This is a genomic window from Avibacterium endocarditidis, from assembly GCF_965138825.1.
GTDB classification, from domain to species: domain Bacteria; phylum Pseudomonadota; class Gammaproteobacteria; order Enterobacterales; family Pasteurellaceae; genus Avibacterium; species Avibacterium endocarditidis.
The window spans coordinates 1-25,595 of the sequence record NZ_CBCSDH010000025.1; the positions used below are offsets into that span (position 1 = coordinate 1).

Consider the following 25,595-nt stretch of genomic DNA (forward strand, 5'->3'; position numbering starts at 1 on the left):
TTTTCTGTATAGATTTCTTTAATTTACAATGTGTTATCTTCATTTTTGTAGTATAGCATTGTTGCTAATCTACTACAGCCCCTAAAATATTTCTAGGATTATTTTTTGAAGCAGGATCTTTTAAAGAAAACGCATCTATATCATCTAATATCTCATCTATCAGTAAACTATTCCTTACATGTGGTAAAATTAATTTATAAGGAGAGCTACCACAGACTACCAAAATACTCTTAGCTACTATTCTTTCTATTTCATTTCTCAGCATATTTACCTACCCCTCATAGTTTTTCCATATAACTTCTTCCACTATCTGGAGCCACTGTAACTATATTAATAGAATTATCAAATTTAGTAGATAATTTCAGAGCAGCTAAGATGTTTGCCCCAGAAGAAAGCCCTACAAAACCCCCTTCTGTTTTTGCTAATAATTTTATTAATTCTCTTACATCTTCAAATTTCACACTTATCATTCCCGATAAAAAAGCTTTATCAAAGAATGTAGATTCAACCCCAACACTAATTGCCTCTATTTTATGTGGATAAGTAAGATTACTAAAATAATCACACCCTTCTGGCTGAACCTCATATATCTTAATATTAGAGTTATACTCCTTTAACCTCTTACCAACTCCTCCTATTCTCCCTCCACTCCCAATTCCAGCAACAAAGATATGTGGATTATTTAAGCTATTTATGATTTCTAGTCCAGTACCTAAATAATGAGCTTTAGGATTTGATAAATTATTAAATTGATCTAAATGATAAAAGCCTCTATCATTTTCTAAAATTTCTTTTGCTAATTTTATATGTGAACCCACTCCCGATTTATGATCAGATAAAATAATATTAGCTCCAAAATACCTAAGAGTATTAATCTTTTCTTTACTAAAATTATCTGGAATTACCAACGTTAAGTTATATCCTTTAATTGCAGAAATAAATGCTAATCCCATACTGGTATTTCCGCCTGTAGCCTCTAAAAGACGAGTACCTTTCTTTATCAAACCTTTTTCCTCAGCGTCAACTATCATCTGATTAGCAACCCTAGATTTTATACTTCCTGCCGGATTAAATTCTTCTAGTTTTACATATACATTTGCATAGTTCTCACCGAAGATATTCTTTATTTTAATTAAGGGAGTATCTCCCATATAACAATTTAGTTTATGCATGGTTTATGCCTCTTGATAAAATGTGTGTTTACTATGTATTTACTATAAAAGATAAAACACATAGAATACCTATACAGTTTAGCGAATTATTCAATAACTGTTATGCCAGCACACCAATACAGTTTGGGGTTAATAATGAAAGAAAATACCAAAGTGCAACAAGTTTATGATTGGATTGTGGATAAAATCGAACGGAAGATTTATTTGCCTAATTATAAAGTACCATCAATACGTAGTTTAGCGAGTAAACTTAGCTGTTCGACTTTTACGATTTCACAAGCCTACGATCGTCTTGTTTCAATGGGATATTTAAACGCGTCATCAGGATCGGGCTATTTTGTTTGTGAAAGAGAAAATCACAATGAAAATATTGATATTTCTTCTGCATTAATTAAGAATGTATTAGATACAGGCTGGCTGATGAGCCATTTATTTGATGAACTCCCCGACGATAAAACGTCAGGAAGTGGATTATTACCGAATGATTGGTTAATAGATGAAGATACAATCAGAAATGCGATTAGAAAAGCAACAAAATCCGCTAACGAATTTATTTATTCTTACGGGCATATACAGGGTTATCCTTTATTAAGAGAATTATTTATTAAAAAACTTGATGATATAGGCATAAAAACCACAAAAGATTTCGTCATTACAATGCCAGGCGTTTCTTCTGCTATTCAGACCGTGCTGAAATGTATTACAAATGAAGGTGATTATGTTGTCGTTGATGATCCCAGTTGGTTCTGGTTGTTAGGTTGCCTACATCAATTGGGTTTAAAGGTTCTCAGCATACCAAGAAATAAAGACGGAGCTGATTTGATAAAATTAGAAGAAATATTAGCACAATACCGCCCCAAAATTTATATCACAAATAGCGTCTTAAATAATCCTACCTCTTTTAATGTCTCCCCCTCAATGATTTACAAAACATTAAATCTGTTAAACTCTTATGATTGTTATTTATTAGAAGATGATGTCTATGGCGAATTAGCAAATAATCAACGCATATTAAGGTATGCAACGCTTGATGGATTAGATCGTGTTTTTTATATTACGGGCGTATCAAAAGTTTTAGGTGCAAATTGGCGAGTTGGCTTTTTATGTCCTCCCAAACAATTTCTTGAACCAATACTTAGACAAAAAATGCTTTCTAATATGACGAGTACAGAATTAACCGAACGTAGTGTGTATCATATTTGGCTTCATTCGGAATATCATAAACATATTGAAAAGATGAAGCTCAAACTGATAAGAAAAAGAGAAATGATCATCTCACTTCTTCAAAAACTCGGTTTTGATTACTCAGAAGAAAATGCCTGTGGTATTTTTATTTGGCTTGATACAAAATGTGATACACAAAAGATGGCGACTGAAGCGAGAAAAGAAGGTTATTTACTTGCCCCTGGCTATTTATTTTCCGCTAATTTGCATTTTTCGACCTATCTTCGTTTGAATATTACAAGAACAACGGAAGAATTTATTTATTGGTTATACCAATATAGATTAAAACAAAAAAGTTAAAATACTTTGATCTTTTCCATAAAAAAACCGCACTTTAAATAAGTGCGGTCTATTTTTAAGTTAAATTTCAATTCAAATTACGCTTGACCTTTAACCGCTTTTAATCCTAAGAATGGCGCTTTGTCGCCTAACGCTTCTTCGATACGGATTAATTGGTTGTATTTCGCGATACGGTCAGAACGGCTCATTGAACCAGTTTTGATTTGACCTGCTGCTGTACCCACCGCTAAATCTGCGATAGTTGCATCTTCAGTTTCACCAGAACGGTGAGAGATTACTGCAGTATAACCTGCATCTTTCGCCATTTTGATTGCCGCTAAAGTTTCAGTTAATGAACCGATTTGATTGAATTTGATTAAGATTGAGTTTGCGATACCGCGTTCAATCCCTTCTTTTAAGATTTTGGTGTTAGTTACGAATAAATCATCACCCACTAATTGAACTTTGTCGCCTAACACTTTAGTTTGGTAAGCGAAACCTTCCCAGTCTGATTCATCTTGACCATCTTCGATAGAAACGATTGGGTATTCTTTGCAAAGCTCTTCAAGGTAGTGTGTGAATTCTTGAGAAGTGAATGATTTACCTTCACCTTTCATTTCGTACATACCATTTTCTTTGTTGTAGAACTCAGATGATGCACAGTCCATTGCAAGGGTAACATCTTTACCTAATACATAGCCTGCTTTTTCTACCGCTTCTTTGATACAAGCAAGGGCTGCTGCATTTGATTCTAAGTTTGGTGCAAAACCACCTTCATCGCCTACTGCTGTGCTTAAACCTTTAGATTTTAATACTTTAGCAAGGTTGTGGAACACTTCAGCACCAATGCGTAGTGCTTCTTTTAAGGTTTTCGCACCCACTGGTTGGATCATAAATTCTTGGATATCCACGTTGTTATCTGCGTGTTCACCACCGTTGATGATGTTCATCATTGGCAATGGCATTGAGTAAACGCCTGGAGTACCGTTAAGTTCTGCGATCCACGCGTAAAGTGGCAAACCTTTAGATGCTGCCGCTGCTTTGGCGTTAGCAAGAGAAACCGCTAAAATTGCGTTCGCACCGAATTTAGATTTGTTTTCAGTGCCGTCTAAGTCGATCATAATTTGGTCGATTTCAGCTTGATTAGTGGCATCTTTACCCACTAAAGCTTGTGCGATTGGGCCATTTACCGCATCAACCGCTTTTAATACACCTTTACCTAAGAAACGAGATTTATCGCCATCGCGTAATTCTAACGCTTCGCGAGAACCTGTTGATGCACCAGATGGCGCAGCTGCAAGACCTACGAAACCACCTTCAAGGTGAACTTCTGCTTCCACAGTTGGGTTACCGCGAGAGTCGATGATTTCACGACCAATAATTTTAACGATTTTCGCCATTTTATTTTCCTCTTTTAAGTTCAAAATGAATTCTTGAAAAATCGGGCTTATAGTAAAGCGTTTTTCCGAATTTGTCTTGTTAAAAATAATGCTTATTTGATCCAAACACTACTTTTTAACTATTTTTCTGATGTTCTCTTGCCGCCTTCACAAAACCTTCAAACAATGGGTGTCCATCGCGTGGGGTTGACGTAAACTCAGGGTGGAATTGACAAGCCACAAACCAAGGGTGCTCAGGCACTTCAATAATTTCCACCAGTTTTTTATCCGCCGATAATCCGGTGACTTTTAAACCCGCTTTTTCAATTTGTGGCAGTAGAGTATTGTTTACTTCGTAACGATGACGATGACGCTCTTCAATGGTTTCTGCGCCATAGAGTTCACGCGCACGGCTACCTTCTGCGAGATGACATTGTTGCGCGCCTAAACGCATTGTGCCACCAAGATCAGATTGATCGTTACGGGTTTCAATATTGCCTTCCGCATCTTGCCATTCGGTAATCAAACCAACCACAGGCTGTTTGCAGTCTTTATCAAACTCTGTGGAATTGGCTTCTGTTAATCCCGCTTTATGGCGTGCGTATTCAATTAACGCCACTTGCATTCCTAAACAAATACCTAAGTAAGGAATGTTATTTTCACGCGCATATTGCGCGGTGCGAATTTTGCCTTCCACGCCACGATAGCCAAAGCCACCCGGTACTAAAATACCGTCTAAGCCTTTTAGCACATCGGTACCTTTGCTTTCAACATCTTCGGAATCTATGTATTTGATATTCACGTTTAAACGGTTTTTCAAGCCGCCGTGTTTGAGCGCTTCGTTAACTGATTTATAGGCATCAGGTAATTCCGTATATTTGCCTACCATACCAATGGTGACTTCGCCTGTTGGGTTAGCTTGCTGATAAAGCACTTGCTCCCATTCGCTTAAATCTGCCTCAGGGCAATCTAAATGGAAACGCTGACAAATAAACTCATCTAAGCCTTGCGATTTCAATAAGGCTGGAATTTGATAAATGGAATTCACGTCTTTTAACGAAATCACCGCACGTTCTGGCACATTACAGAACAAGGCGATTTTGGCGCGTTCATTCGGTGGAACCATACGATCAGAACGGCAAATTAACACATCTGGCTGAATACCAATAGATAGCAATTCTTTCACCGAGTGTTGCGTTGGTTTGGTTTTTACTTCCCCTGCGGTTGGAATATAAGGCACAAGGGTTAAGTGCATAAAAATCGTGCGCTCACGTCCCACTTGCACCGCAAGCTGACGCAAGGCTTCTAAGAAAGGCAAGGATTCAATATCCCCCACTGTGCCGCCCACTTCGACAATCGCGACATCGTGGCCAGCAGCACCGTCAATCACACGGGCTTTAATTTCGTTGGTAATATGTGGGATCACTTGAATGGTCGCACCAAGATAATCACCACGGCGTTCTTTGCGTAGCACTTCAGAATAAATTTTACCGGTGGTGAAATTGTTGCGTTTGGTCATTTTGGTGCGAATAAAACGCTCATAATGTCCTAAATCGAGATCGGTTTCTGCACCGTCTTGGGTTACAAACACTTCGCCGTGTTGGGTTGGACTCATTGTGCCGGGATCCACATTAATATAAGGATCCAGCTTCATAATGGTTACATTCAAACCACGGGCTTCTAAAATTGCCGCAAGAGATGCCGCAGCAATACCTTTACCTAGGGAAGAAACAACACCGCCCGTTACAAAAATATAATTGGTAGCCATAATTGAACCTAATTTGTTTGAGATGAAAGTTGATAATCATTGTAATAAGACGGGACGTTAGTTTACAGCAAAGGGCAATTTAACTCAATCATTGAGGCAGATTTTTTATTTTTAAAGTGCGGTGGTTTTTTCTCAGATTTTTATAAATCTTTCATAAAATCTCACCGCACTTGCACTTGTGTTCTGTCAATAAAAAAGCTACCCGAAGGTAGCTTTTGATTTTTAATGCTTAATTAATGCTGTGCATTATTTTCTAATGCGGGCTGATTTTCATCAAACTCTGGCAATGGTTTGTGTTCGCTTGCGATGTAAGTATAAATAACTGGCAAGATGAACAAGGTAAATAGCGTACCGATTGCTAGCCCTGCTACGATCACAATCCCGATACTAAAGCGAGAAACCGCACCTGCGCCTGTGGCGTAGAGCAATGGGATTAAACCTGCGATCATTGCTGCGGTGGTCATCAAAATTGGACGTAAACGCACTGTTGCGGCGGCCATAATCGCTTCACGGCGGTTTTTGTGGTGATAAAGCTGCTCTTCTTTTGCTACTTCACACATTAAGATACCGTGCTTGGTGATTAGGCCCACAAGGGTAATTAATCCCACTTGCGAATAAATGTTCAAGGTTGCCCCTGCCACGCCAAGCAAGCTGAATAAATTCAAGGCAAATAATGCCCCACTCACCGCAAGCGGTACGGAAATCATAATCACTAATGGATCGCGGATAGATTCAAATTGAATCGCTAACACTAAGAAAATGATAATCACCGCAAGGGCAAAGGTTACCGCTAAAGCATTTCCTTCTTGTACTAACTGACGGGCTTCGCCTTTGAAGTCGTAGTTATAGCCTTGTGGTAAATCCTGATTTGCGGTGTCTTGTAACCATTTCACCACATCACCAATACTGGTGGTTGGTGACGGCACAGCGCCGATAATCGCCGAATTTAACTGGCTAAAGCGCGGTAATGAACTTGGTTGTGATTCAAGGGTTACGGTTAAGAAACTGCTTAACGGCACAGATTCACCATTGCTTGCTTTCACGAAGTAGTTATCCATACTTTCTGGTGCAAGGCGATCTTTGCGTTTTACTTGTGAGATCACTTTATACGCACGGCCATCAATGTCCACACGAGTGATGGTGGCTGCAGAAAGATAGCTGCCTAAAGTCTGGCTAATTTGTTGCATTGATATGCCGTAAGTTCCCGCTTTCTCTTTATCAATGGTGATTTTCATTTGCGCAGTATCAAACTTCAACGCTAAAGTCGTGTACACAAACTGTCCAGAGTTTTTCATTTTATCAAGGAAAGCGCCTGCCACTTCAGCCAACTCTTTGTAATCTTTCGCAGTGCTAATCACAAAACTTACTGGCGGGCCTTGTTCCCCTGTTTCAATTTCAGGGAAGGCGAAACCACTGACCGAAATTTCTGGAATCGCTTGTGCTTTTTTGTTTAGCTCTGCTAACACTTCGCTTTGTTTTCGGCTACGCTCTTTCCAATCTTTCAAGGTAACTACGTTAAGTGATTGGTTAGAGGCTGGCGCGCCCGAAATAACCATAGAAAAGGCAACTTCATCAGTATTTTTTAAGATCTCTTCATAGCCTTTCATTGCCCCTTGTACATAATCCACATTGACATTTGCCGGCGCTGTACCCAAGGCAAGGAATGCACCTTTATCTTCCGCAGGGGTTAATTCACTAGAAAGAGAATTAAACAACATTGGCAAGGTGGCAAAAATCACTACGGCAAAGGCTAGCACGAATTTACGGCTATTCATCACGATACCAAGCACATATTCATAAGTGCGGGTCAATTTTCCTAAGGTATTTTCAATACGTTGCTCAAGTTTTGATGGCTCGGTATGCGGTTTGAGTAATTTACTACTCATCATTGGCGAAAGGGTTAATGCCACAATCCCTGAAATAAATACCGCACCTGCAAGAGTGAGGGCGAATTCTTTAAACAATGAACCGGTAATCCCACTCATTAATGCCATTGGGGAATATACTGCAATCAAGGCAATAGTCATTGAAATAACTGGCGTTGCAATTTCTCTTGTACCGATGATTGCTGCGCGGAATGGGGTTTCACCCAGTTTGATATGGCGATCCACATTTTCTAGCACCACAATGGCATCGTCCACCACCAAGCCGATAGCCAGAATTAAAGCCAGCAAGGTCATCAAGTTGATGGAGAAATCAAAGGCTTGTAACATCATTATTACCCCGATCAAGGAAATCGGAATAGTAATAACTGGGATCAAAATCGCACGGAATGAACCGATAAATAACGTGATCACAACCAATACGATAATGGTTGCTTCTAAAATGGTTTTTACCACTTCATCAATGGAGCTGTTAATCGCAATCGTGCGGTCATAAAGAATGTCCGTTTCAATGCTATCTGGCAAATTGCGTTTAATGCTTTCGTATAACGGACGAATATTTTCTGCCACCGTTAATGGGTTTGCCGTTGAGGCAGGATCAATGGCTAACACCACAGAATCTGAACCATTTGCCACGGCACGGCTGTCATCGCTTTCTTTGTTTAATTCCACATCGGCAATATCACGCAAACGCACGAGATTATCACCTTTTGAATACACGATCAGATTTTGTAACTGCTCTACGGTTTTGGTGGTAGTTTCCACTTTGTTTTTATACACCGTGAAATAACCGTTATCATTCCCCGCGGCGGTTTGCACGTTATTTGCTGATAACGCCGCCATAACTTCTGGCGCTGAAAGATTTTGTGATGCCATTTTTTGTGGATCTAACCAAATGCGCATTGCATATTGTGATGCCCCGAAAATTGACACTTTTGCCACCCCTTCTACGGTAAAGAACTGCGGTTTCACCACACGTTCAATATAGTCGGTAACTTGGCTTGCATCTAATTTGTTAGAACGGAAACTGATGTACATAATCCCCGATCCCCCAGTGGAAGACGTAATCGCAGGATCATCAATACCACTTGGTAAAGCAGAACGTACCGAGTTCACCTTCGCTAATACATCAGCTAGTGCGGCGTTTGGATCGGTATTCAGTTTCATTTTTACCGTAATAGAAGATACATTTGGACGGCTTTCAGAGGACATATAATCAATATTATCCGCCTGCGCCACTGCTTCTTCTAATTTTGACGTAATAAACGCTTGGATCAGATTGGCATCTGCCCCGGGGTAAGTGGTGGTAACATTAATTACCGTGGTGGTCATTTTAGGATATTCACGCACCGTCAATTTCGAAATGGCTTGCAGACCTAAAATCACAATCAGCAAGCTAATCGAAACCGCTAAAATGGGGCGACGAATAAATATATCTGTAAATTTCATTCGCTATTTCCTAATTAAAGATTGGTTTTCTTCACAGGTTCGCTTGTTCCCACGCCTGCTTTATCAGTAACAAACACTAAGCTGCCGTTACCGATGCGTTGCTGACCGCCTGTGATGATTAAATCACCCACTTTCACATCATCGCCTTTTAATTGGGCATAAATACCTTGGCGATCTTTGGTGAATACAGTGATTTGTTTGGCTCGATAGACTTTATCAATATCATCTTTGTGCGGGAATTTATCGTTATCTAATAGCTTCTGTTTATCTTCATCAGAAAGTGCGGTTAAAACGTAGGCGATTTCTCCATACATATTGTAGCTCACCGCCACTTGTGGCACGACAACTTGGTTGCGCTCTGTTGGCAAAGCAATGCGTAAACGGGTGAACATTCCTGATAATAATTTTTCGCCCTCAGGCTGATCAAAGGTCGCTTGCACATCAATTAAGCCTGTTGAACCATTAATTGCTGGCTCAATTGCGGTGATTTTTGCCCCAAAGGTTTCCCCTAACAAGGCGTCCGCCGTTGCAGTAACTTTTTGATCTAAGTGTAATTGCTCTAAGGAATTTTGTGCTACGGAGAAATCCACTTTCATTTGACTACGATCTTCCACGCGGACAATTGGGCTGCCTAAAGTAACGTATTGTCCTACGTTGACTTTCACAATCCCCGCTACGCCATCAAAAGGCGCAACAATTTGGCGGCGTTCAATGGTGGCTTTTAACGCATCAATATTCGCAACTAAGGCATCGTAACTGGCTTTGGCATTATCCAATTCCTGTTGCGACACACTTTTGGTTTTATAAAGATTGAGATAGCGTTGATAGGTTTGTTTCACCGAAGAAAGCTGCGCTTGCGAAGCCGATAAATTTGCCTGTTCCACTGAGCTGTCTAACTGCACTAACACATCGCCTTTTTTCACAGTTTGGCCTGATTGCACCAATACTTTAGATACCATACCTGCGGTTTGTGCGCTTAGCATTGCCCCTTGATTTGGACGAACCAAACCTGTGGTTTCAATCACTGGCGTCCATTCTCTCGCTTCTACTTTCATTGCCGTAACTGGGTTGGCAGTTTCTGGCATACTTGCCAAATATTGACCAATCATTTTTCCTTTAAAGATATTTGCCGCAATCATTGCAATAAAAATTAATGCCGCCACGATGAGGATCAACTTCACCCAAAAAACGTGCGAACGCTTTTGTGTTTTAGGCTGAACGGGTTGAGTATTAAGACTCATAAAAAAACTCCATAATAACTATAACTAAACTATTTTTGCATTGATCGCCAAGTTCTTATAATAACTTCCTCTAAAATATCATTTTCAACTTCAGTTTTTATAAAAGCATGATCGTATGCTAAGTTAATCGCACTTTCTAAACCTAATGAAAATAATATTTTCGGCGGTAAATCACATAATACTCCGGCTTGATTTGCTTTTTGGCAAAACGCATACCATAGGGTTTGTTTTTCCTGTTCCATACAAATTTGATAGAAATCAGGTAAGGATAGATATTGGCTCATATTCACCACAATCATTGGATTGTTTTGTAAATAATGCCAAATGTTCCACCACATTTGACGATATTGTTCAAAGTGCGGTTGGTTTTCATCGTAATTTTTTTCTAATTCCTTAGAAAAAAGGGTGAACACCCTGCGAGCAAATTCCTTTAGCAATTCTTCTTTACTTTTGAAGTAAATATAAATTGTTCCCGCAGAAATATTGGCTTCTTTGGCAATTTTGTGCATCGACAAATTGTGCAATCCACCTGCTGCCATCAGCCGTTCTGTGGCCAAAAAGATTTGCTCGGTCATCTCATTTTCAGATTGACGCATTGAAATAACCTTAAAAAAATTGAAAAAAAGAAGTACAAACAGTAAAAAGAATGGACTGAATGAACGTTCGTTCATTTTAATGATTTTTTATTTTAACGCAATAAATAAATCAAAAAATAAGCGAAAAAAAGCCACCTTTTGAAAGGTGGCTGATGAGATTTAGTATTTCAAATTTTACATTCCAATCAACACACAAGTGGTGATTGACTTCGCCTTTTCAAGCGTCTTTTGCGTTGTTGTGCGATCCCCCACTGGACCAATTACCACACGATTCCAATCTGCGCTGCTATTTACACGCGCATTAAACCCAGCTAACACAAGTTTGGCTTGAATATTTTCTGCTTGTTGACGATTTTTAAATGCGCCACATTGCAAGCCATATTTTTTCTCTCCGTTGGTATTTTTTGCGACTGCAGTTTCCACTTTCTTCGGCGCTTCTTCTTTTTTCACCGTTTCCGCTTTTTTGCTTTCTTCTTTTACTTTCACGACAGGTTTTGTTTCTACCACCATAGGCTTGCTTTCCATCACGCTGGCTTTGGCTGGCTCTGGTTTTTTCGCCGCTTCTCTGGCGGCCTGTTCTTCAGCTTTCTTGCGTTCTTCCGCTTGCTTTAAGCGCGCGGCTTCAGCGGCCTTTTGCTCTTTTTCCATTTCGATTAGCACTTTTTTCTGCTCTTCTGTTAAACGCATATTTTTTTCCAACGATTTTGGATTATCGTCCACAGGCACAGTACGCGTTTCCAAGGCTTTAATGTAGCTCCACACTTCTTCAGGTGGCGTTGGCAAGACACTTTTTGGGGCTTTTTTCTCTGGTGTTACTAACACGGGGGCGATTTCATTAGATTTTTCTTTTAATAAGAATAATCCCGCCACGAAAATACCGATCACTAATGCTGCAATGCCTAAAATCAGCGATTTATTTACTTTTTTTGCTTTTTTCTTTGGTTTGCCTGTACGGCGAGCATAATCACGTTGAGCCACAATAAAACCTTATATTTAAAAGTGCGGTGGAAATTTACGCTAAATTTGCTTTCGGAAATAGCTTAATTATTAGCTATGGAAGATTGCGATTAAATTGAATGATGAATAAAAAATCAAGATCATTATTCAATAAAACGGATTAGAAAATAAATTTCCCCTAATTTCGTCCGATAAAAATTATCCCAATTCTACTGAAAAATAAGGGGAATGGCTAGCGCTAACTTAGATCTAAAGGGTCGATGTCTAAAATCCACCGCACTTGGTGAGCCTTTTGCGGAATATGCGCTTTAAACTGGCTTAACACTTGTTGTAATTTGGCTTTGGAAGTATGTTGTAACAATAATTGCCAGCGGTAAAAACCTGCTTTTTTACTAAAGGGCGCGGGCAATGGGCCGTAAATTTGCAAGCCTGCCACATTTTGTTGTTGTAGCTGTTCGGCAATGTGTTGTAAAAACTGCTCCGCTTCTTCGCTATGTCGGCTCTGCGCGCGAAATAAGGCTTGTGCGCTATAAGGAGGCAGCCCCATTTGTTGGCGTAACTGCAAGGCTTGCTGAGCAAATTCGCCATAGCCCTCTTTTAACAAGGTGCGTAATAAGGGATGATCGGGATAGTGCGTTTGCAGCACCACTTGCCCGTGTTTTTCACCGCGCCCCGCACGCCCTGACACTTGCACATAAAGCTGGGCAAGCCGTTCTTCTGCACGAAAATCCAAAGAAAACAAGGCGTTATCCACATTCATTAAGCCCACTAAGGTAACATTAGGAAAATGATGGCCTTTTGCGAGCATTTGCGTGCCAATTAAAATCTGGCTTTTGCCTTGCTGAATATCTTGCAAATGCTGTTCTAGCTTGCCTTTGCGCGCGGTGCTATCGCGATCAATGCGGGTTACCACATAATCAGGAAAGCGTTGTTTTAGGGTTTCTTCCAGCTGTTCTGTGCCAAGCCCTGTGGTCATCAAATGGGTTGAACCACAATGCCCACATTGCATTGGAATGGGCTTTTGTGAGTTACAATGATGGCAGCGCAACACACGTTGATGTTGATGATAAGTGTAAGGTTTTTCGCAATGCTGACATTCGGCAATCCAACCGCATTCGTGGCAAAACAACACGGGCGCAAAACCACGGCGGTTTAAAAATAACAACACTTGATTGCCTTGCTGTAAATGTTCCTGCATTTTGTTGGCAAGGGCATCTGACAAGCCATTTTGCATACGCTGATGTTTCAGATCGATAACAAATTGCTGAAGTGCGGTGCTATTTCCTGCCCTTTTTTGCAAAATAATGTGCTGGTATTTACCTAATTTCACGTTATTTAAGCTCTCAAGGCTTGGCGTTGCCGATCCTAATAAAATGGGAATATCCAGCTGTTTGGCATACACCACGGCGAGATCCCGCGCGTGATAACGCCAGCCCTCTTGCTGCTTGAAAGAACTGTCGTGTTCTTCATCAATCACGATCAAACCAAGATCGGCAAATTGGGTAAACAGTGCCGATCTCGTGCCAATAACCACCGCACTTTGTCCCGATTTTGCTCGTTGCCAAGCCTGCAAGCGTTGCGTATCGTTCAAATTAGAATGTAGCACATCAATTTCCACATTAAAACGTGCTTTAAAGCGTTGCACGGTTTGCGGGGTTAAGCCAATTTCAGGCACAAGCACCAGCACTTGTCGCCCTTTTTTCAAGGTTTCTTCAATGCTTTGTAAATAGATTTCCGTTTTGCCCGAACCCGTTACGCCATCAATCAGCCACGCCGCAAAGCCTTGATGAAATAAAATTTGCCCTAGCGCCAACGCCTGTTCTTTATTTAAGCGATGTTTATTTTGCTCATTCACAATCGGCTGTTCAATATCTTGCCAAGGGCGAATTTCCGCCAGCTGTTCTTTTTCTACCACATAGCCTTTTTCTTTCAGGCTCTGCCAAATGCTCGCAGAAAAGGGATTCTGCCCTTTTTCCATAGGTTGCGTGGCCAATAATTGCAAGGCTTCTTGCTGTTTCTTAGCGCGTTTCAGCAAATTCTCACGCAAGGCTTGCTCGCCTAATTCTGTAATATGGAAAAAAACTTGCGAATTTTGCACCGCACTTTCACCCTGCCGCAATTTCACTGGCAAGGCTTGGAATAAGGCTTCCCCCAAGGGCGCTTGATAATAATTCGCTGCCCAGTGAATGAGCTGCCACACAGGTTCGTTAAATAAATTTTGTTCATCTAGCACGCTCAAGATCCCTTTGAGCTGTTTTGGTTCGATCTCACTTTCAGTGGGAAAATCCACCACGATCCCCACTCGTTTTTGCGTTCCAAATGGCACAACCACGCGCCCACCCACCACAGGGCTTAAACCTTCGGGCAGAAGATAATCAAAAAATTGGAACAACGGCACAGCCAGCGCCACACGAACAAGTTTCATTATGCGAGCCTTAACAAACAAAAATTGCCCTTATTATAGCGGAATAATCTAGCCCCTTGAATATTCCTTTTTTTTCGGTATAATTCGCGGTTTGAATAAACGATCCTGTTTATGGTGATTCACTATAAACGTAATATTAACCACACTCGGTGCTAAATTCAGTTTTAGAGAGCGGAGTGGCTTCAAATTGAGGTTTTTCTATTATGCAACAAGCTATTCATCCAGAATACAAAGAAATTACGGCAACTTGTTCTTGCGGTAACGTAATCAAAACTCGTTCAACTTTAGGTAAAGATTTGAACTTGGATGTGTGCAGCAACTGCCACCCATTCTACACTGGTAAACAACGTGTTGTTGATACTGGTGGTCGTGTTGAACGCTTCAACAAACGCTTCAGCATTCCAAGCACAAAATAAGATTGTTGATGATAAAAAACCCTACAAAAGTAGGGTTTTTTGTTGAGTAAAAATATAGATTGAGCAAACACTGGCAGCTTACCGCTCACGTTCTTTTCAGCTCACTGCCTTATCTCACCTTAATCCTATATATCCTTTCTTAAAGACACCATCAGCTGATCAATTTTAAAATTCTCGGTATCAATAATTTCAAATTTATATTTGTCGTATAGCACAAAATCCGTTTTCTTTGGAATTTTGCGTAGCATATACATCATAAATCCGCCGATAGTTTCGTAGTTTTCCGCATCAGGAAAGGCTTCAATGTCTAAGGCTCGCATTACATCTTCCAAAGGGGTTGCGCCGTCAATCAGCCACGAACTTTCGTCACGGCGGACGATTTGCTCTTCTTCACTCGACACCAATTCGCCCATTACGATGCTCATCACGTCATTTAAAGTAACAATGCCCACTACTAAGGCATATTCATTGACGATCACAGCAAAATCTTCACCCGCAGATTTAAACAATTCCAACACTTCAAATAAGGATAAGGTGTCAGGAATAAATAATGCTTTGCGCAAAATCCGTTGGTCTGTGAGAGAAACCTGCTGTTCTTGCAAATACAAGGTGAGCAAGCTGTGCGATTCAATATAGCCTAAAATTTTATCTAGCCCATTATCACAAATCAGCAATTTAGAATGAGGGTTAGATTTAATGGTTGCTATCACTTTTTCGCGATCAAAAGTGCGGTCTAAAAAAACGATATTTTCGCGCGTGGTCATTGTGGAAGTCACCGTGCGTTCTTGCATATCAAAAATATTTTCGATCAAATAATGTTCTTGAGCTTTTAGCACGCCTGCCTCTGCCCCTGCGTCCATCAGTGCCACAATATCTTCAGGGGTCAGGTTATCTTCTCGCACGGTAGAAATACGCAATAAGCGAAATACGCCGTTGGCAATAGCGTCAAACAGCCACACGATAGGCTTAAATAAGAAAATGCAGAATAGCATAATGCGTACGGTGCGCAACGCGACAGCTTCAGGATTGGTCATTGCAAGGCGTTTAGGAATCAGATCCGCCAGCAAAATAAACGCAATGGTTACAATGGCAAAAGACAACCAAGAGGCGGCACTTTGCAACCATTCTGCGTGACTATATTGGGCAAGTAATTTTTCCAGTACAGGACTAATGGCACTTTCGCCAATTACCCCGCCCAAAATTGCCACCATATTCAAGCCAATTTGCACCACGGTGATAAATCGCCCCGGTTGTGCTTGCAGTTGTAGCACTAATCTTGCACGGTCATCACCTTCATTTTCAAGGCTTTGTAGCTTTAACTTTCTTGCCCCTGCGAGGGAAATTTCTGCGGAAGAAATCACCGCACTTATGCCAATTAAGGCAGCCAAACTTAATATTGCTTCAAATAATCCCATTTTTATTATCCTTAGACAAAAAATGGTGCATCACAAGATACACCACTTTCGCCTTACTTTTGATGCTTATCGTTCGCTATCAAACCAACCACGCACGAATTGGATTGAGAAAAACAGCGTAATCAACAAGAAGAAGTAAAACACATAAGATAAAATCGGGTAAGATGCGCCCTCATCTAACGTTACTTCTTTGATTGATGTAGCATTACGGAATTCATCAAATAACACTAAACGCCAGCCATAATATTTCACTTGCACCAATTTATGTTCCACCGCAAAACTTTGCGCTTTGGCTTGTAAATCTGCCGAACCAAATTTGAAATAGAACGGAAAGCCCCAACGTGTATCTTCATTGCGGTACACCATTACCTTATCTTCATTCGGTTTTTGTGTATAAATATAATACACATCACGAGTTGGGCCGTCTGCTGGATTGGATTTCGTGATTGGGCCATCTTTGTCCACACGTTTTACTTCCACCCCAGTAACGCGGGTTACGTCATAATGTGGGGTAACGTAGTTCACAAGGGCGAACAAAAAACCGTGGAATAAAAAGATGATCAAAATGAAAAAATATTTAAAAAAGCGGCGCATTGTTTCTTCCTCCTGCTAAAGTAATTCTTTAGTGATGCTTTATTGTACCTGAATTTTGAACAAACGCTCAAAATTTTGTGTGGTAATTTGGGCGAATTCCTCGCTAGAAAGCCCTTTTAAGGTCGCCACATAATCGCACACTTCTCGGGTATAAGCTGGTTGATTTTGTTTACCACGATAAGGTACGGGCGCAAGATAAGGGCTGTCGGTTTCCACCAGCAGGCGATCTAACGGCACTTGACGCACCACTTCACGCAGTTCTTCCGCATTTCTAAAGGTAATAATACCTGAAATGGAAATGTAAAAACCCAGATCAAGGGCTTGTTTTGCCATTTCCCAATTTTCCGTAAAACAATGCAAAACACCACCGCACTTTTGTGCATTGTTTTCTTTCAACAGTGCAATGGTATCTTCTCTTGCTGCGCGCGTATGCACAATAATCGGCTTGTTCAACGCATTCGCCACGCCAATTTGGGCGGCAAACACCGATTGCTGTTGAGCTTTATTTTCCACACTGTAATAATAATCCAAGCCCATTTCCCCAATGGCGATAACTTTATCGTCTTGCGCCAATTTTAATAGGCGATCAGCGTCAAAGGGTTCATCATCTAAATCTAACGGGTGAACACCGCAAGCCAGTGAAATTTCCGAAAAGGGTTTTAAGGTATCGTACATTTGCTCAAAACGTTTTAAGGTTACCCCCACCGCAAGCAAATGCTGCACGCCACGTTGCTTGGCTTTTTGCACCACATCGGCAACATTTTGGTGTAAGTTTTCATAATCTAATGCGTCTAAATGACAATGACTATCTACAATAAACATTTTACTTTCCTAATAATTTTGTTCAGGTTCAAAAACCTCTGTAATCAGGCGTGTTAAACCATCAAGCAAGATAATTTCTTGATTCACACCATTAATTTGTAATAAATCCGACCGCACTTGCTGCATAATTTGGCTGGCTTTTAGCAACCCTTGCGCGCTCTGCCTTTGATTAAAACGAGCAATAGCTTGCAAAAAATCCGCCTGCACCCACTGTTCAGGCACATTCAGCTTCATTTTCAATGCATCACGCAAAAAGGCACTGAGCCAATCTAACTGCTGAAATAAGATCTCTTTTTCAAAGTGCGGTAATAATTCCAGCGGTGAACGGCGCATATAAAACTGCCAAAATTGGCGTAACAACTGCTTGCGTTTTTCCAATAATCCTTGCTGTAACATATCCAAAGCAGAAAGGGGGCGACCGTGCGAAACCTCAAGTGCGGTGCGAATTTCTTCGATTTTTCCTGCATTCTGTGTTTCTAGCCAAGCCAAAGCTTCCGCTTCAGGCGGATTTGGGATAAGCCAAGGTTGGCTACGGCTATAAATTGTCGCCAACAAACTGGCAGAAAGATCCGCTTGAAGCAGGAAATAAGTTTGCTCAGTGGGTTCTTCCAAGGTTTTCAGCAACGCATTCGCCGCAGATTCCGTCAGGCGATCCACCTGTTTAATCATAACAACTTTATTGCCACCCTGCTGTGAACGCTGCGCGACTTTTTCATTCACTTCACGCACTTGGTCAATGCCAATATCCTTATTTTCAATGGGTTCAAGCAGATAAAAATCAGGGTGATTGCCTGCATTAAACAGCTGACAGCTATGGCACGCACCACAAGGTTGGTTGCCCTTTGGCGATTGGCACATTAACCATTCCGCCACGCCACGCACCAGCTCATCGTCGCCAATGCCCTGCTCTGTTTTAAACAGCAAGGCGTGATGACCATAGCCCTGTTCAAAGGCGTTGATGATTTTGTCGTAATAAGGTTGCAACCAAGGATAACGTAACATAAGTTTTATTGATGATTTTTAACGAAATTTTGCACCGCACTTTGAATATCGGCACGCACTTTTTCAATGGGCTGTTCCGCATTGATGATAACTGCTTTCGGATCGTCTTTCACCAATGCCAAATAACGCGCTCGCGTACGTTGGAAAAAGGCGATTTCCTGCTGCTCAATACGATCCAACTCACCACGCCCTCTAGCTCGCGCCAAGCCGATTTCAGGATCGAGATCTAAATATAACGTGAGATCAGGCGAAAAATCCCCTAACACCGTTTGCTTTAAGGATTGCAATAGTTGTGCATCAATTTGTCGCCCTCCTCCTTGATAGGCTTGGGAAGATAAATCGTGGCGATCGGCCACCACCCATTTGCCTGATGCAAGGGCAGGTTTAATCACATTTTCCACCAGCTGAATACGTGCGGCATAAAGCATTAACAGTTCCGCCTTATCGGTTACCGGTTCTTCCGTTTCATATTTGATCAAATGGCGTAATTTCTCCGCCAACGGCGTGCCACCGGGTTCACGAGTAAACACCACATCGTCAATGCCTTCGCAAGCTAGCACTTCCACAATGGCATCACGCGCGGTGGTTTTGCCTGCCCCTTCTAGCCCTTCGATCACAATAAATTTGCCAGTCATATTATTTCCCACTTTTTTGTTGGCGATACCAACGCAGATATTCTTGCACAGCTTGATTGTGCTGCTGTAAATTTTTGCTGAATTTATGTCCGCCCGTGCCATCGGCCACGAAATATAAAAATTCCGTTTTCTCAGGGTGTGCCACGGCCTGCAAGGCACTTTCTGTTGGCATTGCAATTGGCGTAGGCGGCAAGCCGTCAATCACATAGGTGTTGTATGGCGTGGCTTCTTCCAAATCCTTACGGCGAATATTGCCATTATAACGCTCACCCATTCCGTAAATCACGGTTGGGTCGGTTTGCAATTTCATCTTTTTATTCAAGCGGTTAATGAACACAGAAGCCACTTTGCCACGCTCATCATTCAACGCGGTTTCACGCTCAACAATAGAAGCCAAAATCAGCATTTCATAGGCATTTTTTAGCGGTAAATCAGCCTCTCGCTCAGCCCACGTTTTTTCTAGTAAGGCTTTCATACGATCTGCCGCCCGTTTCAATAAGGCTAAATCGCTCGACTTCGGCGTATAGCTGTATGTATCAGGATACAACCAGCCCTCAATTTTATGCGGTAAATCCGCCGGCAAATCCAATAATTGATAAATTTCTTCTTCCGTTTTATCTGCTAAAGTTTGTTGCAAATAAGGGGCTTTCGCCAACGTTTTACGCCAGGTTTTGAAGGTATCCCCTTCTAAAAAACGCACATTCAGTTGCACTTCTTTACCGCTATTTAAACGTTGCAACAAATCCGCCACCGTCTTCACCCCCTCAAGGGAATAGGTCCCCGCCTTGATTTTGTTTAACTCGGGCTTAAGCTTTAACAACCACGGCAAATAGGTGGCATCATCAACCAGCTTTTCTTGCTCCAACAACTTCGCTAATTTCGCCCCCGTCGTGCCACGCTCCACCGTTAATAACTGATCCGCCTGCACATTCACAGGGTGCTGCACCCATTGCGTTAAGTGCTGATAACCCCAAAACGCAGCCCCACCAATCAAGAGCAACAAAAACAAAAGAAAAAGGAAAAATTTTTTCATCATCAATCCATCAATCAAAAAATTGAGGGCAAGTGTATCACAGACGGGCAGATTTTCAGAATGTTATGAAAAAACAAGAATAGGGTAAAAACAAAGTGCGGTGAAAAAATTCATAAAATTTCCACCGCACTTTTCTTTTTTCGTTAAGCTTAAAATCCAAACCCTAACAAACGATTAATACAACACCCTCGCACGAATTGTGCCGTCAATTTCGCGCAGTTGTTGTAAGAGTTGTGAGCAGTCATCAGTTTCCACATCAATAACCACATAACCAATTTTCGGATCGGTTTGTAGGTATTGGGCGGCGATGTTGATATTTGCACCGACAAAAATTTGGTTGATTTGGTTTAATACACCTGGGCGGTTTTCGTGAATGTGCAACAAGCGTTTTGTTCCGCTATGCTCAGGCAAGGACACTTCAGGGAAATTCACCGCAGAAAGTGTTGAACCGTTGTCGGAATATTTCACGAATTTACTCGCCACTTCCGTACCGATATTTTCTTGAGCTTCCGCCGTTGAGCCACCAATATGTGGGGTGAGAATTACGTTATCTAAACCGCGTAACGGTGATACAAATTCTTCATTGATAGAAGCGGGTTCAACAGGGAACACATCTAACGCTGCCCCTCGCAACTTGCCCGCTTTTAGGGCTTGTGCTAGAGCATCAATGTCCACCACCGTACCACGAGCGGCGTTAATTAAAATGCTCCCTTCTTTAAGCTGGGCGATACGCTCGGCATTCATTAAATTTTTCGTAGAAGCATTTTCAGGCACGTGCAAAGAAATCACATCGCAGCTGGCAAGTAATTCTTTTAATGAGCCTACCTGCTGCGCGTTACCCAATGGCAATTTGGTTTCAACATCATAAAAATAGACATTCATACCTAGCGATTCCGCAATGATACTGAGCTGTGAGCCAATATGTCCATAGCCAACAATCCCTAATTTTTTACCCCGCACTTCGTTAGAACCTGATGCAGATTTGTTCCATAAACCACGATGCACTTCCGCATTAGCTTGCGGTACATTACGCATTAAGAGCAAAATTTCGCCTAGCACCAATTCTGCCACCGAACGAGTATTAGAAAATGGGGCATTAAACACGGGGATACCACGCATTTTCGCCGCTTCAAGATCCACTTGGTTGGTGCCGATACAAAAACAGCCCACGGCGATGAGTTTGTTGGCACATTCCAATACATCAGCGGTTAAATGCGTGCGTGAACGAATGCCTAAGAAGTGAGCATCTTTGATCACTTCTTTTAATTCTTCTGGCTCAAGGGCTTTTTTGTGATACTCAATATTAGTGTAGCCTGCGGCATTTAGCACATCAACGGCATTTTTATGTACGCCCTCGAGCAGTACAAATTTAATTTTAGATTTATCCAGTGAAACTTTGGTTGTCATTTTGCTCTCCATAATCAAAAATTATTCAATAATTTCTGTACCTTGTGGTGTGCCGACAATCACAATATCCGCACCACGCAAGGCAAAAATTCCGTTGGTAACCACACCTGCCACGTTATTTAAGGTTTTTTCCATTTCGATTGGATTTAAAATTGGGAAATTATACACATCTAAAATCACGTTCCCGTTATCCGTTACCACCCCTTCGCGATATTCTGGCGAACCGCCTAAACTCACTAATTTACGCCCCACTTGTGAACGTGCCATTGGGATCACTTCCACTGGCAAGGCAAAGGTTGAGCCTAGCACGTCCACTTGTTTGCTTTGATCCACAATGCAGATAAATTTTTTCGCCAGTGCGGCAACAATTTTTTCTCGCGTTAATGCTGCGCCGCCCCCTTTGATCATCATTTTTTGTGGGTTGATTTCATCAGCGCCATCAACATAAATATCCAAACTTGACACTTCATTGGCGCTAAATACTTCAATGCCTTGTTTTCTCAATAATTCTTCTGATGCTTTAGAGGCCGCTACCGCCCCTTTAATTTCATCTTTCATTGCACCAAGAGCTTCAATAAAACAATTTACCGTTGAGCCACTGCCCACGCCCACAATCGTATCCGGTTTAACATATTGCAATGCCGCTTGTGCTGCTTGCTTTTTCATTGCGAGTTGATCCATATTCTTTCCCTTTATTGATAAAATCTGTGTTCAAATTTGCTCTAAGTAAACGTTTGCGAACAAGGCATCTACTTTAATCCCATTCACGGGCAGATACAAGCCCTATTCAGGTAAAAACTCTGTTAACAATTCGTTTAAAAACAGCTTACCCTGCTCGGTTATTTGCCAAGTGCGGTGGTTTTCTTGAATATATTTTTGTGATTTAGCCCAATCAATTTGTTCCGCGATCACATCACAGGATAATCCCGTCAAATTCTCAAACTCAATTTTGGGCACAGTCTCAAGCAAGCGAAAACGGTTCATAAAGAATTCAAAAGGACGCTCATTAAGGGGGATTGGCTTTTCTTCATATAAATATTCCCCACGCATATAGCCTTTCGGGTGCTTAGTTTTAGAAAAACGCAAAATATCGCCATTCGGGAAAGTCAATTTTCCGTGCGCACCACAACCTATCGCCAAATAATCGCCAAAGCGCCAATAATTCAGGTTATGACGACACTGATCACCGGCTTGGGCATAGGCAGAGGTTTCATATTGCCCATAGCCTGCTTGGCTTAAAAGCTGATGACCTTGCTCGAAAATATCCCATAGCGCGTCATCATCAGGCAATGTAGGCGGACGATAGGCGAACATTGTATTTGGTTCAATGGTGAGCTGATACCAAGAAAGGTGGCTCGGCTCAAGAGCGATAGCTTGGCGTAAATCATCTAGCGCTTGCGTAAGAGTCTGATTTGGTAAGCCGTGCATTAAATCTAAATTAATGCGTTTAAAGCCCGCATCTTTTGCCATTTGCACCGCGCTTTTTGCTTCCTCAGAATTATGAATGCGCCCTAAGCGTTGCAATTTTTCATCATCAAAACTTTGTATGCCTAAAGAAAGGCGATTCACCCCTGCTTCCACATAGCCTGCAAAACGACTCGCTTCTGCCGTGCCAGGGTTGGCTTCTAAGGTGATTTCAATATTTGGCGCAAAGGGAATTTGCTGTTCAATGCCTTGCAATAATTGCGCGATGCCTTGTGCTGAAAATAAACTTGGCGTGCCACCACCAATAAAAATGGAATGTAGCGTTCGCCCACCAATGCTTGCTTGGTAGCGCGCCAGATCTTGGCGTAAATCAACCAACAAATGCGCGATATATTCCTGTTCGGGAATGCCGCCTTTTTTCGCGTGGGAATTGAAATCACAATAAGGACATTTTTGCACGCACCAAGGGATATGCACATAAAGACTTAATGGGGGAAAAAGCGGCGGAAAAACTTGCATTATTTTGACCGCTCTTTGGCTTGTAAGCGTGCTTTTAACACGCCTAATGCGCGTGCGCGATGTGAGATTTGTTTCTTCTCTGGCATATCAAGCTCGGCAAAAGTGCGGTCTTTTTCAGGATAGAAAAACAGGCTGTCATAGCCAAAGCCATTCTCACCTTTTTCTTCAAAAGTGATTTCGCCAGAACATTCCCCCTCCGCAATAATTGGTGAAGGATCGGTTTCGTGTTGCAATAAGACAATACAGCTCACAAACTTCGCTTGGCGTTCGCTGGCTGGCACATTAGCTAATTTTTGTAATAATTTTTTACGATTTTCAGCATCCGCTTGCTTTCCATCCACACCAGCATAACGTGCAGAATATAACCCCGGTTCACCATTGAGAGCATTCACCACTAATCCGCTATCATCAGCAATGGCGGGCAAACCTGACATTTTGGCTGCATAACGCGCTTTCAATAAGGCATTTTCCACAAAAGTTAAGCCTGTTTCTTCGGGGCTTTCAATGCCTAAATCCGTTTGTGCGATCACTTCAAAGCCAAAATCTGCTAGCACATCGGCCATTTCCCGCACTTTGCCTTGATTACCCGTAGCAAGCACAATTTTTTGTTTCATTGTTGATCCTTATAAAATAAAAAAGGGCGACCACTAAGTCGCCCTTGTAACACTCATTGAGAGGAAACCAGATAATGATCTCCATTCAGCTATAATATGTTTATGCATATACTTAGTGTGATTAGTATAGTGCATTTTAATTATGATCTCTATTTGCCATCTTCACTAAATGATAAAGGATCGATACGTTCTCTGTTTTTTTCTAATGTTGCTTTCCCAATGCCTTGAACCTCTAACAGCTGTTCTATCGCGGTAAATTTGCCGTGTTTCTCTCGATATTCAATAATCGCTTCAGCTTTTTTCGCACCAATACCAACCAACGAACGTTGAATATCACTCGCTGTAGCGGTATTGATATTCAATTTTTCGCCAATGAAAGATTTCTCTTTGATTGTATCCGTCAAAACTTGAGCGGTACTAGAACTGACTTTTTCATTTGGTTGAGACTGAGCCACAACAGAAAAGCTACTTAACAAGCCTATTGATAACAACAAAGAAGATAGAACTGTCTTAATTTTCATTACGGTTTTCCTTATTCATAGAAACAAAAAGTATAAATACTGAATAAATCAGTAGTGATACTTTGCATCTCAATACAAAAACTCGCAAGAAAAGCACCGCTCTTTTGCGATCACGATCGTAAAAATAAACGGAATAAATAAGGCAATTTGATATAAGAAGGTACAAAAATAAACACGTTCGGCTTAGATTGTAATCGCCTTAATTCATACTAAACATTAACAATGTGCAAAATACTGCCCTTTAATAGGTTTAGCCAAAAAATATGGAAGTATAGAAATACAAAAACTCTGATAACCATCATTCTTTTCAAATTATGATAATTTCAGAAAAGCAAAAGAAAACTAAACTTAAAATATAATGAAAAAATTGGACTAATAAGGAAATTTTATATCTGATGGCAGGGGCGGAGAGGCTCGAACTCCCAACACCCGGTTTTGGAGACCGGTGCTCTACCAATTGAACTACGCCCCTAAATGAAGTGGCGGAACGGACGGGACTCGAACCCGCGACCCCCTGCGTGACAGGCAGGTATTCTAACCAGCTGAACTACCGCTCCGCAAAATTGATAATTGGCAGTGACCTACTCTCACATGGGGATACCCCACACTACCATCGGCGTTACAGCGTTTCACTTCTAAGTTCGGCATGGAATTAGGTGGGTCCGCTACACTATAGCTGCCAAAAAATTTTATTTTGTTAATTTACTTAAATGAAAATAAATTAACAAAATAATACCTGGCGGTGTCCTACTCTCACATGGGGATTCCCCACACTACCATCGGCGTTACAGCGTTTCACTTCTAAGTTCGGCATGGAAT

General features: G+C 41.4%; 22 protein-coding genes, 2 tRNA genes and 2 rRNA genes. 2 read left to right on the forward strand and 24 right to left on the reverse strand.

Going from position 1 to position 25,595, the window contains the following annotated elements; genetic code table 11:
• Window positions 1-64 precede the first annotated feature (64 nt).
• Window positions 65-265 carry a hypothetical protein gene (locus tag ACNAV8_RS10935; protein ID WP_103855591.1) on the reverse strand — a complete coding sequence of 67 codons (201 nt, stop codon included), beginning with the start codon at window positions 263-265 and terminating at the stop codon, window positions 65-67.
• Window positions 266-278: 13 nt separating this feature from the next.
• Window positions 279-1,172 (reverse strand): PLP-dependent cysteine synthase family protein, encoded by an 894-nt coding sequence (locus ACNAV8_RS10940; protein ID WP_415777718.1) that lies wholly within the window; start codon window positions 1,170-1,172, stop codon window positions 279-281.
• A gap of 135 nt (window positions 1,173-1,307) precedes the next feature.
• Here ACNAV8_RS10940 and ACNAV8_RS10945 point away from each other — a divergent pair, with 135 nt between their 5' ends.
• Window positions 1,308-2,696, forward strand: coding sequence for an aminotransferase-like domain-containing protein (locus ACNAV8_RS10945; protein ID WP_415777719.1), 1,389 nt, complete (start codon window positions 1,308-1,310; stop codon window positions 2,694-2,696).
• A 77-nt stretch (window positions 2,697-2,773) separates the two neighbouring features.
• On the opposite strand, the gene eno is transcribed toward ACNAV8_RS10945, so the two are convergent.
• The 7 genes from eno to priA form a co-directional block, all read right to left on the reverse strand.
• Window positions 2,774-4,075 carry a phosphopyruvate hydratase gene (gene eno / locus ACNAV8_RS10950; RefSeq protein ID WP_103855589.1) on the reverse strand — a complete coding sequence of 434 codons (1,302 nt, stop codon included), beginning with the start codon at window positions 4,073-4,075 and terminating at the stop codon, window positions 2,774-2,776.
• Between the two features lie 115 nt (window positions 4,076-4,190).
• Window positions 4,191-5,822: a glutamine hydrolyzing CTP synthase gene (pyrG, locus tag ACNAV8_RS10955; protein WP_103855588.1), complete on the reverse strand. Its 1,632-nt coding sequence runs from the start codon at window positions 5,820-5,822 to the stop codon at window positions 4,191-4,193.
• Between the two features lie 233 nt (window positions 5,823-6,055).
• A complete protein-coding gene (gene acrB / locus ACNAV8_RS10960; RefSeq protein WP_103854257.1) occupies window positions 6,056-9,154 on the reverse strand; it encodes a multidrug efflux RND transporter permease subunit AcrB in 3,099 nt (1,032 codons plus the stop codon).
• Window positions 9,155-9,168: 14 nt separating this feature from the next.
• Window positions 9,169-10,395, reverse strand: coding sequence for a multidrug efflux RND transporter periplasmic adaptor subunit AcrA (gene acrA / locus ACNAV8_RS10965; protein ID WP_103854258.1), 1,227 nt, complete (start codon window positions 10,393-10,395; stop codon window positions 9,169-9,171).
• Between the two features lie 29 nt (window positions 10,396-10,424).
• Window positions 10,425-10,991 (reverse strand): TetR/AcrR family transcriptional regulator, encoded by a 567-nt coding sequence (locus ACNAV8_RS10970; protein WP_415777720.1) that lies wholly within the window; start codon window positions 10,989-10,991, stop codon window positions 10,425-10,427.
• A 174-nt stretch (window positions 10,992-11,165) separates the two neighbouring features.
• Window positions 11,166-11,969, reverse strand: coding sequence for a cell division protein FtsN (ftsN, locus tag ACNAV8_RS10975; protein ID WP_415777721.1), 804 nt, complete (start codon window positions 11,967-11,969; stop codon window positions 11,166-11,168).
• A gap of 217 nt (window positions 11,970-12,186) precedes the next feature.
• On the reverse strand, window positions 12,187-14,373 hold the full coding sequence (gene priA / locus ACNAV8_RS10980) for a primosomal protein N' (RefSeq protein WP_103855587.1): 2,187 nt from the start codon (window positions 14,371-14,373) through the stop codon (window positions 12,187-12,189).
• A 203-nt stretch (window positions 14,374-14,576) separates the two neighbouring features.
• On the opposite strand from priA, the gene rpmE reads away from it, so the two are divergent.
• Window positions 14,577-14,789, forward strand: a complete 213-nt coding sequence (gene rpmE / locus ACNAV8_RS10985) for a 50S ribosomal protein L31 (RefSeq protein ID WP_103855586.1) — start codon at window positions 14,577-14,579, stop codon at window positions 14,787-14,789.
• 125 nt (window positions 14,790-14,914) lie between these two features.
• On the opposite strand, the gene paeA is transcribed toward rpmE, so the two are convergent.
• From paeA to rrf (ACNAV8_RS11655), 15 genes are all read right to left on the reverse strand, one after another.
• Window positions 14,915-16,204, reverse strand: a complete 1,290-nt coding sequence (paeA, locus tag ACNAV8_RS10990) for a polyamine export protein PaeA (RefSeq protein WP_103855585.1) — start codon at window positions 16,202-16,204, stop codon at window positions 14,915-14,917.
• A gap of 66 nt (window positions 16,205-16,270) precedes the next feature.
• Window positions 16,271-16,798 (reverse strand): DUF1523 family protein, encoded by a 528-nt coding sequence (locus ACNAV8_RS10995; RefSeq protein ID WP_103854264.1) that lies wholly within the window; start codon window positions 16,796-16,798, stop codon window positions 16,271-16,273.
• A gap of 39 nt (window positions 16,799-16,837) precedes the next feature.
• A complete protein-coding gene (locus ACNAV8_RS11000) occupies window positions 16,838-17,620 on the reverse strand; it encodes a TatD family hydrolase (RefSeq protein WP_103855584.1) in 783 nt (260 codons plus the stop codon).
• Between the two features lie 9 nt (window positions 17,621-17,629).
• Window positions 17,630-18,622: a DNA polymerase III subunit delta' gene (locus tag ACNAV8_RS11005; RefSeq protein ID WP_103855583.1), complete on the reverse strand. Its 993-nt coding sequence runs from the start codon at window positions 18,620-18,622 to the stop codon at window positions 17,630-17,632.
• A gap of 5 nt (window positions 18,623-18,627) precedes the next feature.
• Window positions 18,628-19,257, reverse strand: coding sequence for a dTMP kinase (gene tmk, locus ACNAV8_RS11010; RefSeq protein ID WP_103855582.1), 630 nt, complete (start codon window positions 19,255-19,257; stop codon window positions 18,628-18,630).
• A 1-nt stretch (window position 19,258) separates the two neighbouring features.
• Window positions 19,259-20,290 (reverse strand): endolytic transglycosylase MltG, encoded by a 1,032-nt coding sequence (gene mltG, locus ACNAV8_RS11015; RefSeq protein ID WP_103855581.1) that lies wholly within the window; start codon window positions 20,288-20,290, stop codon window positions 19,259-19,261.
• A 174-nt stretch (window positions 20,291-20,464) separates the two neighbouring features.
• The gene (gene serA, locus ACNAV8_RS11020) at window positions 20,465-21,697 is read right to left on the reverse strand and encodes a phosphoglycerate dehydrogenase (RefSeq protein ID WP_415777722.1); all 1,233 of its coding nucleotides are present in this window, start codon (window positions 21,695-21,697) and stop codon (window positions 20,465-20,467) included.
• Between the two features lie 21 nt (window positions 21,698-21,718).
• Complete coding sequence (gene rpiA / locus ACNAV8_RS11025) at window positions 21,719-22,378, reverse strand: ribose-5-phosphate isomerase RpiA (RefSeq protein ID WP_194751033.1); 660 nt, start codon at window positions 22,376-22,378, stop codon at window positions 21,719-21,721.
• Window positions 22,379-22,480: 102 nt separating this feature from the next.
• A complete protein-coding gene (hemW, locus tag ACNAV8_RS11030) occupies window positions 22,481-23,641 on the reverse strand; it encodes a radical SAM family heme chaperone HemW (RefSeq protein ID WP_103855580.1) in 1,161 nt (386 codons plus the stop codon).
• Complete coding sequence (rdgB, locus tag ACNAV8_RS11035; protein ID WP_415777723.1) at window positions 23,641-24,255, reverse strand: RdgB/HAM1 family non-canonical purine NTP pyrophosphatase; 615 nt, start codon at window positions 24,253-24,255, stop codon at window positions 23,641-23,643. The genes hemW and rdgB overlap by 1 nt, the downstream gene beginning before the upstream one ends.
• A 149-nt stretch (window positions 24,256-24,404) precedes the next feature.
• Window positions 24,405-24,776, reverse strand: a complete 372-nt coding sequence (locus ACNAV8_RS11040; RefSeq protein ID WP_103855578.1) for a ComEA family DNA-binding protein — start codon at window positions 24,774-24,776, stop codon at window positions 24,405-24,407.
• 396 nt (window positions 24,777-25,172) lie between these two features.
• Window positions 25,173-25,248: transfer RNA gene (locus ACNAV8_RS11045), tRNA-Trp, on the reverse strand.
• An 8-nt stretch (window positions 25,249-25,256) separates the two neighbouring features.
• Window positions 25,257-25,333, reverse strand: a tRNA-Asp gene (locus ACNAV8_RS11050).
• A gap of 11 nt (window positions 25,334-25,344) precedes the next feature.
• Window positions 25,345-25,460: ribosomal RNA gene (gene rrf / locus ACNAV8_RS11055) — 5S ribosomal RNA — on the reverse strand.
• A gap of 50 nt (window positions 25,461-25,510) precedes the next feature.
• Window positions 25,511-25,595 (reverse strand): 5S ribosomal RNA (rrf, locus tag ACNAV8_RS11655); the annotation flags it as partial.

What these genes read in the sequence shown, in the direction of transcription:
- rpiA (WP_194751033.1), bottom strand. Translation starts at nt 22,378, where the DNA reads ATGGATCAACTCGCAATGAAAAAGCAAGCAGCACAAGCGGCATTGCAA.
- ACNAV8_RS10935 (WP_103855591.1), bottom strand. Translation starts at nt 265, where the DNA reads ATGCTGAGAAATGAAATAGAAAGAATAGTAGCTAAGAGTATTTTGGTA.
- priA (WP_103855587.1), bottom strand. Translation starts at nt 14,373, where the DNA reads ATGAAACTTGTTCGTGTGGCGCTGGCTGTGCCGTTGTTCCAATTTTTT.
- mltG (WP_103855581.1), bottom strand. Translation starts at nt 20,290, where the DNA reads ATGAAAAAATTTTTCCTTTTTCTTTTGTTTTTGTTGCTCTTGATTGGT.
- ACNAV8_RS10995 (WP_103854264.1), bottom strand. Translation starts at nt 16,798, where the DNA reads ATGCGCCGCTTTTTTAAATATTTTTTCATTTTGATCATCTTTTTATTC.
- rpmE (WP_103855586.1), top strand. Translation starts at nt 14,577, where the DNA reads ATGCAACAAGCTATTCATCCAGAATACAAAGAAATTACGGCAACTTGT.
- acrB (WP_103854257.1), bottom strand. Translation starts at nt 9,154, where the DNA reads ATGAAATTTACAGATATATTTATTCGTCGCCCCATTTTAGCGGTTTCG.
- pyrG (WP_103855588.1), bottom strand. Translation starts at nt 5,822, where the DNA reads ATGGCTACCAATTATATTTTTGTAACGGGCGGTGTTGTTTCTTCCCTA.
- rdgB (WP_415777723.1), bottom strand. Translation starts at nt 24,255, where the DNA reads ATGAAACAAAAAATTGTGCTTGCTACGGGTAATCAAGGCAAAGTGCGG.
- ACNAV8_RS10970 (WP_415777720.1), bottom strand. Translation starts at nt 10,991, where the DNA reads ATGCGTCAATCTGAAAATGAGATGACCGAGCAAATCTTTTTGGCCACA.
- acrA (WP_103854258.1), bottom strand. Translation starts at nt 10,395, where the DNA reads ATGAGTCTTAATACTCAACCCGTTCAGCCTAAAACACAAAAGCGTTCG.
- ACNAV8_RS11000 (WP_103855584.1), bottom strand. Translation starts at nt 17,620, where the DNA reads ATGTTTATTGTAGATAGTCATTGTCATTTAGACGCATTAGATTATGAA.
- ACNAV8_RS11005 (WP_103855583.1), bottom strand. Translation starts at nt 18,622, where the DNA reads ATGTTACGTTATCCTTGGTTGCAACCTTATTACGACAAAATCATCAAC.
- tmk (WP_103855582.1), bottom strand. Translation starts at nt 19,257, where the DNA reads ATGACTGGCAAATTTATTGTGATCGAAGGGCTAGAAGGGGCAGGCAAA.
- paeA (WP_103855585.1), bottom strand. Translation starts at nt 16,204, where the DNA reads ATGGGATTATTTGAAGCAATATTAAGTTTGGCTGCCTTAATTGGCATA.
- eno (WP_103855589.1), bottom strand. Translation starts at nt 4,075, where the DNA reads ATGGCGAAAATCGTTAAAATTATTGGTCGTGAAATCATCGACTCTCGC.
- hemW (WP_103855580.1), bottom strand. Translation starts at nt 23,641, where the DNA reads ATGCAAGTTTTTCCGCCGCTTTTTCCCCCATTAAGTCTTTATGTGCAT.
- ACNAV8_RS11040 (WP_103855578.1), bottom strand. Translation starts at nt 24,776, where the DNA reads ATGAAAATTAAGACAGTTCTATCTTCTTTGTTGTTATCAATAGGCTTG.
- ACNAV8_RS10940 (WP_415777718.1), bottom strand. Translation starts at nt 1,172, where the DNA reads ATGCATAAACTAAATTGTTATATGGGAGATACTCCCTTAATTAAAATA.
- ACNAV8_RS10945 (WP_415777719.1), top strand. Translation starts at nt 1,308, where the DNA reads ATGAAAGAAAATACCAAAGTGCAACAAGTTTATGATTGGATTGTGGAT.
- serA (WP_415777722.1), bottom strand. Translation starts at nt 21,697, where the DNA reads ATGACAACCAAAGTTTCACTGGATAAATCTAAAATTAAATTTGTACTG.